The sequence below is a fragment of the Chamaesiphon sp. VAR_48_metabat_403 genome, assembly GCF_031422475.1.
GTDB lineage: Bacteria > Cyanobacteriota > Cyanobacteriia > Cyanobacteriales > Chamaesiphonaceae > Chamaesiphon.
In genome coordinates, this window is record NZ_JANPLS010000339.1 from 1 (window position 1) to 9,325 (window position 9,325).

At 46.0% G+C, this 9,325-nt stretch carries 11 protein-coding genes; 4 read left to right on the plus strand and 7 right to left on the minus strand.

The genetic code is table 11. The features are described from left to right. Positions 1 to 267 precede the first annotated feature (267 nt). The 3 genes from RMO79_RS16310 (at position 268) to fmt (ending at position 3,091) form a co-directional block, all read left to right on the plus strand. Positions 268 to 1,800: an NAD(P)H-quinone oxidoreductase subunit N gene (locus RMO79_RS16310; RefSeq protein ID WP_310484238.1), complete on the plus strand. Its 1,533-nt coding sequence runs from the start codon at positions 268 to 270 to the stop codon at positions 1,798 to 1,800. Between the two features lie 101 nt (positions 1,801 to 1,901). Beyond that, entirely contained in the window at positions 1,902 to 2,105 is a 204-nt protein-coding gene (locus tag RMO79_RS16315) for a hypothetical protein (protein WP_310484239.1), read from the plus strand. Beyond that, a complete protein-coding gene (fmt, locus tag RMO79_RS16320) occupies positions 2,102 to 3,091 on the plus strand; it encodes a methionyl-tRNA formyltransferase (RefSeq protein WP_310484241.1) in 990 nt (329 codons plus the stop codon). Before RMO79_RS16315 ends, fmt begins: the two co-directional genes overlap by 4 nt. A 60-nt stretch (positions 3,092 to 3,151) precedes the next feature. On the opposite strand, the gene phoU is transcribed toward fmt, so the two are convergent. The 5 genes from phoU to RMO79_RS16345 all read right to left on the minus strand — a co-directional run bounded on the left by phoU (position 3,152) and on the right by RMO79_RS16345 (position 7,179). Then, a complete protein-coding gene (gene phoU, locus RMO79_RS16325; protein ID WP_396136615.1) occupies positions 3,152 to 3,823 on the minus strand; it encodes a phosphate signaling complex protein PhoU in 672 nt (223 codons plus the stop codon). Between the two features lie 115 nt (positions 3,824 to 3,938). After that, positions 3,939 to 5,360 carry a PAS domain-containing sensor histidine kinase gene (locus tag RMO79_RS16330; protein WP_310484243.1) on the minus strand — a complete coding sequence of 474 codons (1,422 nt, stop codon included), beginning with the start codon at positions 5,358 to 5,360 and terminating at the stop codon, positions 3,939 to 3,941. Positions 5,361 to 5,536: 176 nt separating this feature from the next. Continuing rightward, positions 5,537 to 5,851: a DUF3143 domain-containing protein gene (locus RMO79_RS16335; protein WP_310484249.1), complete on the minus strand. Its 315-nt coding sequence runs from the start codon at positions 5,849 to 5,851 to the stop codon at positions 5,537 to 5,539. 141 nt (positions 5,852 to 5,992) lie between these two features. Next, a complete protein-coding gene (locus tag RMO79_RS16340) occupies positions 5,993 to 6,601 on the minus strand; it encodes a molybdenum cofactor guanylyltransferase (protein ID WP_310484244.1) in 609 nt (202 codons plus the stop codon). Between the two features lie 65 nt (positions 6,602 to 6,666). Further along, positions 6,667 to 7,179, minus strand: coding sequence for a hypothetical protein (locus RMO79_RS16345; protein WP_310484245.1), 513 nt, complete (start codon positions 7,177 to 7,179; stop codon positions 6,667 to 6,669). Positions 7,180 to 7,268: 89 nt separating this feature from the next. Here RMO79_RS16345 and RMO79_RS16350 point away from each other — a divergent pair, with 89 nt between their 5' ends. Next, positions 7,269 to 7,598 carry a hypothetical protein gene (locus tag RMO79_RS16350; RefSeq protein ID WP_310484246.1) on the plus strand — a complete coding sequence of 110 codons (330 nt, stop codon included), beginning with the start codon at positions 7,269 to 7,271 and terminating at the stop codon, positions 7,596 to 7,598. 66 nt (positions 7,599 to 7,664) lie between these two features. On the opposite strand, the gene RMO79_RS16355 is transcribed toward RMO79_RS16350, so the two are convergent. Then, the gene (locus RMO79_RS16355) at positions 7,665 to 8,411 is read right to left on the minus strand and encodes a creatininase family protein (RefSeq protein ID WP_310484247.1); all 747 of its coding nucleotides are present in this window, start codon (positions 8,409 to 8,411) and stop codon (positions 7,665 to 7,667) included. A gap of 469 nt (positions 8,412 to 8,880) precedes the next feature. Further along, a complete protein-coding gene (locus RMO79_RS16360; protein WP_310484248.1) occupies positions 8,881 to 9,057 on the minus strand; it encodes a PCP reductase family protein in 177 nt (58 codons plus the stop codon). Positions 9,058 to 9,325 lie beyond the last annotated feature (268 nt).

The following is a 9,325-nucleotide window of genomic DNA, read 5'->3' on the forward strand; positions in this document are numbered from 1 at the left end:
CCAGAGAGGGAGTGAGGGGAGATGGGGGACAGGGGGACGGGGAGACGGGGAGACTGGGGGACTGGGGGACTGGGAGACTGGGAGGAAACTAGAGAACGCAGTTCCAAGCCTAAAGCCTAAAACCTAAAACCTAAAGCCTAAAACCTAAAGCCTAAAACCTAAAGCCTAAAACCTAAAGCCTAGAGTGCGGTAAAATCTATAAACAGCGTGCTGAGTGGGTATTTGCAATGCGATTGACAGTTAGCAATTCTTATCGAGTTAGATACTATGGATTTAAATAATTTAATTACTCAGCTTAATGCGGGGGCGATTCTCCCAGAGGGAATCGTTATCATCGCGCTATTGACAGTTTTAGTGGGCGACTTAATTTTGGGGCGAAGTGCCGCACGCAGTTTGTCTTACATTGCTGTCGGTACCTTACTCACATCGATCGCGGCACTGGTTTTACAATGGGAAAATCCCAATCCTGTAGCATTCATTGGTGCTTATAGTAGCGATCCACTCAGTATTGTCTTTCGTGGTATTATCGCGCTCTCGGCGGCAGTGACAATCTTGATGTCGATTAGCTATGTAGAGCAGACGGGAACTGCGTTAGCTGAGTTTGTGACAATTTTGTTAACGGCGACTTTGGGAGGAATGTTACTCGCAGGTGCTACCGAATTAGTGACGATTTTTGTCTCGTTAGAAACTTTGAGTATCTCATCGTATCTGATGACTGGCTACATGAAACGCGATCCGCGATCGAACGAAGCTGCGCTAAAATACCTCTTAATTGGCGCATCGAGTTCGGCGGTATTTCTCTATGGGGTTTCGCTCTTATATGGATTATCTGGCGGCGAAACGAGATTGGCGGCGATCGCGACGGGTATTGCGGGCGCAAATGGTAGTCTATCATTAGGATTGGTCGTATCTTTAGTGTTTACGATCGCGGGGATTGCGTTTAAAATTTCGGCTGTACCTTTTCACCAATGGACTCCTGACGTATATGAAGGTTCGCCGACTCCGGTAGTTGCATTTCTATCTGTCGGTTCTAAAGCAGCGGGGTTCGCACTCGCAATTCGCTTACTCGTAACAGCTTTCCCACAAGTAATCGAGCAGTGGCATTTTGTCTTTACCGCGCTGGCAATTTTGAGCATGGTATTGGGAAATGTGGTTGCACTCGCACAAACGAGCATGAAGCGGATGCTAGGATATTCTTCGATCGCTCAAGCTGGCTTTGTGATGATTGGCATGGTAATTGGTACCGAAACTGGTTATGCCAGCATGGTATTTTATCTATTCGTCTATCTATTTATGAATTTGGGTGCTTTTGCCTGCGTAATTTTATTTACGCTCCGCACGGGTACCGATCGCATTAGCGATTATGCTGGTTTATATCAAAAAGACCCCTTCCTCACGCTCGCGCTGAGTATTTGCTTGCTGTCATTGGGTGGAATTCCGCCGTTAGCTGGTTTCTTCGGTAAAATCTACATCTTTTGGGCGGGTTGGAAAGCTGGTGCCTACGGGTTAGTATTACTGGCATTAGTCACCAGCGTGGTGTCTATTTACTACTATCTCCGCGTCGTCAAAATGATGGTAGTCAAAGAACCCAATGAAATGTCCGATGTCGTCAAAAACTACCCAGCGACTAATTGGAATCTACCAGGTATGCGCTCGCTCCAAGTAGCTACCCTAGCTGCTTTGATTGCGACTTCACTTGCTGGTATTCTCTCGAATCCACTATTCACCATTGCTAATGACTCGGTGAGCAATACCCCAATGTTGCAAGCTAGTCTAGAGCGACAAGTTGCAGTTAAGTAGAGATTAGAAAATAAGGACACAAGTATCATTCGTCGTACGATCGAATCATACAATGATTCGATCGAATATGCGATCGCTAAAACCCTTGGTAGGGGTAATTCATGAAGCGATTTGCGCTCGTCGGGTTTCCCGACGGTTTAGCAAATCAAGACCGCGGCGGTTTTATTCTGGGGGAACCCCAGAATAAAAAAACCGACAAGACATTCCCCCTACCAAGGGTTTCATACCTCAATCCAGCAACGTCAAAGATTGCCGCCGACTTGTGGCAAAACATCATTCCATCTCAACCCCTATCTCCTAAATGAAGATTGTCTTCTTCGGTACGCCTGAATTTGCCATTCCGACTCTCACCAAACTCCTCGCCGAGCCGCGAGTCGAGGTATTAGGTGTCGTAACGCAGCCAGATAAGATTCGGGGAAGAGGGAATAAAGTCACGCCTTTGCCAGTAAAAGAACTAGCAACTGCCCATCAATTACCGATTTGGCAACCCGCACGAATTAAAAAAGATCCTGACACGATCGCGGCATTACGCGACCTCGCAGCAGATATATTTGTAGTGGTAGCCTACGGACAGATTTTATCTCAAGAAATTCTCGGTTTACCCAGATTGGGTTGTATTAACGTACATGGTTCGCTCTTGCCTGCCTATCGAGGTGCGGCACCAATTCAACGTTGCCTGACAGATGGGGTAAAAATAACAGGAATTACCACCATGTTAATGGATGCGGGGATGGATACCGGGGCAATGTTGCTTAAATATGAAACCCCTGTAAGTTTGTGGGATAATGCCGATCGATTGGCAGCAAAATTAGCCGTCGAGGGTGCTAATCTGCTCGTTGATACCATTAGAGATCTCGATCGCATTACACCGACCGTACAGGAACATACAGCCGCTACTGCCGCACCACCCATTCAGAAATCAGAATACCAGCTCGATTGGACTCGATCGAATATTTCCATCCACAATTTAGTACGTGGGTTTTATCCTAATTGTGTGGCTACCTTCCGCACGCAGCCACTTAAAATTCTGGCGACAGCACCGCTATCTGATGAGTTTAGCTCGGATTTACCGCCCCAAATGCAGAATTTACTCCCAGAATTAGCCAGTCTAGATCCAAATGCTAGCGTACCAGGTACTGTCGTCAAAATTGCGAAAGGGTTGGGACCGATCGTCCAAACTGGCTCTGGATACTTGCTGCTGCATGAAGTTCAACCCGCTGGCAAACGGCCCCAATCTGGCGCGGATTTAGTAAATGGTACTAGATTAGCTGTAGGCGAAATATTTGGGTAAGCGGAAATTTCAAGGAAAAAGAGATCGAAGCACAGCAAAGCGTTCCCAACTGCTTACTTCTTAGTTCCTCGATCCCGTGACGATAAAAGTTACCCGATAGGCAATATTAGTCGCATGATCCGCCATGCGTTCGAGATGGCGAATAGTTAGTGCTAGTAGAATAGTTGGCTCGATCGAACCTTGAATATTAGTTTGACTGGCAAGCGTTTGATAAATGTTTTCATAAGCAAGATCGACATCATCATCGAGCTTGTGAATAGTTGGGCCAGCACTACCATCTAAGTTAGCAATAGCGGCTAGACTAGATTCTAACATTGCTCTGGCATGATGAGACATCTGCTCGATCGCGGGGATGCAGGGATGCTCTGAATAGGGAAATAATTTAAGCGAAATTTGCGCGATATCTTTAGCATAATCTCCGATCCGCTCCAAATCTCGAACCATTTGCATAAACGCGCTCAAGCGTCGTAAATCTTGGGCGACTGGAGAGGCAATTGTCATGAGTTGGGCACATTCCAGTTCGATTTGATGATAAAAGCGATCGATTTTTCGATCGATTTGGGGAATCTCTTCTGCACCGCCGATCTCGCGCTGAAATAGAGATTTATGAGCCAGTCGAAAAGATTGCTCTACCAAAGCTCCCATCAACAGCATATCTTGTTCTAGGCGACGACTGCGATGTCTAAATGGTTTGGATTCATTCAATGAATAAGAGGTAGTCACATTTACCATTAACTATACTATCTGGCTGCGGGGCAAGTCGGATCGGAAATTCCTATCTGTCGGTCTATTTTAACGATAAAAGTGTACTTATTAATGTCTCAAATATCACTATAATCGAAAATAGCTAATTACTTGGTAAAACAATTTTAAACCAAGCTCCACCTGTACTGGGATGATTGTTGGCAACGATCGATCCGTGATGTGCGAGAATAATCTGACGGACGATCGCCAATCCCAAACCACTTCCTGTCGTGCGAGCATCGAGCGAATCGTTGCTAGTCGGCTGACGTTGCCGAGAGACATCGCCACGATACAATCGATCGAAAACATAAGGGAGATCTGTTTGGGTAAATCCAGCTCCATCATCATAGAGATCGATCTCGATCGAACTTCGAGCCGATTTTAACGATTTAATATCGATCCAAATATGTCCGCGATCGGGGCAATATTTTAAGCTATTATCAAATAAATTAATTAATACCTGTGTAAATCGAGCTACGTCAAGCTTCAAAATTACTTGTTTAGGACCACTATAAACTATTTCGATCTCTCGTTGCTTGGAAATCGGTTCTAGGGTATGCCAAACATCATCGATAATCTGCACCAAATCTACTTCTAATAATCGCAGCGATTGAGCTGAAGATGCTTCTAATCGATCCAGTTCTACAAAATGTTGAATTAGATCGATCAGTCGATGAGTTTCTTGCAAAATTCGATTAGCCCATCGCGTTAGATCGGGACTAACTTTAGATTGTAATGTTTCGGCAATCAGATGAATTGCCGTCAGTGGCGTACGGATTTCATGAGCGAGATCGCCGAGCCATCGTTCCCGTGCGGTATCGATATCGACGCGATCTTGTTGGCTCTCGATAAAAATACCAATCGCACCATCGGCGAGTGGAATACTATTAGCTTTGAGCCAAATCGTTGGCGGACTTGTACTGTTGGCGAAGCCTCGCCCTTGGCGATACGAAGTCGTTCGCGTAGCGTCTCCATAAGGAGAAGTAGCCTCTCCTTTGGAGAATCGCGAATTTGCTGCTTCTTGATAACCGAAATGAAATTGCCAAACTAACTCATCGACAACCTGACTCGATCTGACGATCGAGATCGATCGATCGAGTTCGTAGGAGCGGACTAACTCTAACAGTAATCTAGCTTGTCCGGGTTGCCAATTATGAATTTGCAGTAACTTTCGAGCCGTTTGATTGCACCATAATACTTGATTGTCAGCATCGAGTTGGATATAACCGATCGGTGCTTCTTCAAGTAAAGATTGCCAACTAAATAATTGTTGTTGAATTTGCTGTTGGTACTGTCGAGCGAGTGTAATTCTACGCCGTAATTGAGATACTAACGGGAGCGAAATATCTTCATGAGATGAAGCTGCTTCCATTGCGTCTAAAACTTGCCGCAATTGCTTTTGGGCAGAAGATTCACACCAAATGTAGCAAACATACGCACCTATAAATATCCCACAGATGGCAGAGAGGGAGATGGCTAAAAACATGACTGGTAGATAGGTAAACAATCGCACCCGATCTGTCACGACTCTGGAGTAGCTACCAAGACAGCCTAAGACTTGAAAATAACACGAGCTAGGGTCGATTTTTTCTCATTCTACTGTCTCTGAGACTTGAAGATCGTCGATTGTCTCCACTACCGATCGCGCACAATTTAATTTTAAGCTAGGTCGGTACTTTCTAACGTCGCTGCCGATCGGAATTATGGACCCGCAAATACGGCATTCTCAATATCTTGACGACTCAGAGAATATTTAAACGTGCGATAGATGCTCGGATTAGATGGTGTTAGTGGAGTTTGCGGATCGGCACTGGCACTACTGGTATTACTAGCATGATAACGGACGGTAAGTTCTTCGATATCCAGACACAATTCGGCGCGCCAATCGGGTTTGGTAACATGCCAGCAGTGCAACTCACTATCATCTTGTTCGCAACCCATCGAAATCAGCCATTGCTCGATTTCTGGCAATGGATGATTGTATAAAGGGGTATCTTCAGTCGGTAGTAAGGTCATGGATGGCATCAAGACAAAGATCGATCGCTTACCATTTTAGACCGATTACCCGCTCGTGGCTATTCGTTGGCGTAGTCTTTCTGCGCAGGCAGACGCTGTGCCTAACGGCAGGCTGTCGCCAACGCATTGGCGGAGCCTCTTCTATGGAGAAACGGAACGAAAATCGGTAACAACCGATTCCAAATCTGCTGGGGTATTACAATTTACTAACTGCATCGGCTCGGTAACCACTAATTCCGTTACCACTTGCTGTTTCAGCCAACCCTGCAACGATCTTCCGCCAGCTTCGATGTAAAGAGCCAAGGATTGGCAGCAAATTTGCCGATAGAAGCCACATAAAGGTTCCCAGCCTTTATATTCATGCTTGGGAAGATAAGCCATGCTCTGAGCCGGAATTGATGGCAATGCATCGATCCCGGCTTGGATGAAGGGTGTTGATAAATTCGGCAGATCGCATGCTAGCGTCAGTACCCATGTTGAATGAACGACTGTCAATGCTTGCGACAGCGCAATCGTCGGCCCCAGATCGGATGGTCGTTCGAGGATAAAATTACAGGTGACTGGCAAGATCGCCTCATATCTGTGCGCCCAAGGCGTGACGACATAAATACTATCGATATTTTGACACGCAGCGATCGCATCATAAATCCGTCGCAACATCGGCACGCCATCGATCTCGATTGTCGCTTTATCTTTACCCATCCGCCGACTCCGCCCGCCAGCTAGGATTAATGCAGATACAGTGGGCATGTGGAGAAGTAAGAAGTAAGAAGTGAGAAACGCAGTTCCAAGCCTAGAGCCTAAAGCCTAAAGCCTTAGTAACCGACTGGTAACTTAGACTTAGCTTGCTCTGGTGGGGTGGGTAGAGATTTAGTGGGGCGTGGGGGTTCGCTGGGGATAAAGACGATCCGATCGGGATTGGGAGCTACCAAACCACTGCTTGTTTTCTCTGCTGTTTCAGCAAGTTGTTGCTTGAGATGTTCGTTCATGAGAGCTTGTTGTTGCTCTTGAGTTTGAAACTGTTTTAATTGCTTGTGTTGAGTTTTCCATGAATCTTGAGTGCGCGCCGTATGGGCATAGACGAGCGAGATCGACCCCAATAGGGTAAAAAAGATAATTAACGAACCCCGTTGGATGGTGAGTAGCGATTTAAGCCATGCAGGGGCAGAATTTGGCGTTAATTGTCTGACTGACTGATGTTGTTCGGATGGGTGAAATCCAACTACCCGCGATTTTGGAGCCGAACCCTGCGGAACCGAAGAGCGTTGGCGTTGCTGTGTTGCCGACCGATCGCGATTCTCCACGGGTGATACTTTGGGGTGATACATGCAAATTCGATCGAATAGTAGTAGGTAAATGCGATATGTTTGTAGACTAGATAGTGACCGTAGCTAAATATACTATCATTGTTTCTTAGATGCGCCCAACTACTACGATTCAATTAGCACAAATGCTCTTATGTGCTAGCACGATTTGGCAAGTCAGTCTCCCCGCACGTGCTAGTATTGCGCTGGATGATGAGATTCCCGAAGAAGTACTCAGAGCCGAAATTATTACCGAAGCACGCTCTCCGATCGATGGTCAAGCATTATCTTCTGCTGAATTTGCCGAATTAGTCGTCACTACCAAGCAACAAATCGAGCGCGGCAATGCTGATGTTGCTGCCAATAGTCCCAAACTTAAAGAAACCTTACTTTTACTCCGCTTACGCGGCTTCTTGAGATCGGTTGGCGTACCGATTAAGTAGGTTTTAGGTTTTAGGTTTTAGGGGAAAGAAAATAGGAACACTCCCAGTCTCCCCTTCGCCCCTCCCCTAGCTCGCCAAAAATTCCAGATAACCAGCAGTCAGATCCTGAACGGCTAGATCGAAAAATTGCTTGCCATGTTCGGGAGTGGCAAGGCTGGGATCGGAACCCATTCTGCCATCGGGATAGCGACGGCGAAAATCTGCCGCACCGAGAATTTTACGTTCTGAAGATAGAATGTTGGGATCTAATGGCGTAGATTTGATGGTTTCGGGGTAGAGATATTGAGTCAGAGCCACTTCTGACGGTGTAGCATGAGAACCCTCACGATCGCCATACAATTCTTTAGCCAGACGATAGACGCTACCGCACATAAACCAGTTTGCCGTCTGACATTCAATTCGATCGATATTGGGAATATTTAAGTCTGCCAGATGCGCGTATGTCTCGGAATAAGCTGCTTTGAGCGTCGCAATATTCCCACCATGCCCATTGATAAAAAAGAATTTGGTAAATCCGGATCGTGCCAAGCAGGTAAGATAATCGCGGATGACTAAAATTAGGGTACTCGGACGCAAACTAATCGTACCGGGGAAGCCTGTATGATGTAGTGCCATCCCCACATTAATCGTCGGTGCGACTAATGAGTTAGTAGCGTTACCCACAGCTTGGGCGATAGCTTCGGCACAAATAGCATCAGTCCCGATCGCACCTGTCGGCCCATGTTGTTCGGTCGAACCGATCGGGATAATTATGCCAGTAGATTGCTGGAGATAATCTTCAACTTCCGTCCATGTACTCAAATGTAAACGCATAACGATCGGTCATTGGTGCAGGGGAATTCAAGATCGATCTTAGAACAGATCGCCAATGGCAGCATTGAAATAATTATTGCAGCAGTACCCAGATCGGTAATGCGTTGGCGTAGCCTTTCGGAACGAAAATCGCCAAAAATCGTGACACCATCAGTACAGAACAACCGATAAAAATAGCCTCAAGACTCATTGCTACTCCCTTCCCGCCAGAAGAGTATAGATAATTCTTTTATCAGATCTTTTTTTAACCGCAGAGGCGCAGCGATTTGTGCACGCCTCTGTTCCCCGACGGTTTAGCGGCGTTTTTATTCGGGGGTTCCCCCCCAATAAAAAAACGACAAGACAACAAATCAAGACAGAGAACGCAGAGGGCATAAGGAAAAAGCTAATCTATAGTCTTTGAGCGGGAAAGGAATAAGTACTATCCACTATCCACTAGTAGCTATGTTTTGATGCAAGATGTGAGTTATTAAACTTTCTGGCGATATTGCTGCTTGGCTAAATTATAGATGTCGATCGTCACCACGTTAGTGCCGCGTTCTTGGGCAAAACTTTCAATCTTTTTGCGCGCCATCGGACGTACGAAAAAGGGAATCTCCTTGAGTTTTGCCTCAGATTCATTAGTCCAAGAAATCTGACCGTTCATCGCAATTGCTCCCAAATTTAAGTTAGAGGTTAAGGATGTTGACACTCTAATGTCCGCAACAATCAACCCCTTGCCAGTGGGAACACACTACAAATTTTCGCCCGATTTTCGTTCCGTTTCTCCATAGGAGCATCTGAGCCGACATAAATGTCGTCTAAAGGGTGAAAGAAACTTTGTTTGGGCACGCCCTAATTTCATGCTTCAACCCAATTTACAGATCCTTGCTCTGAGCCAGTTTCAGCTAAGTTCCTTAGAAGAGGCTACGCCA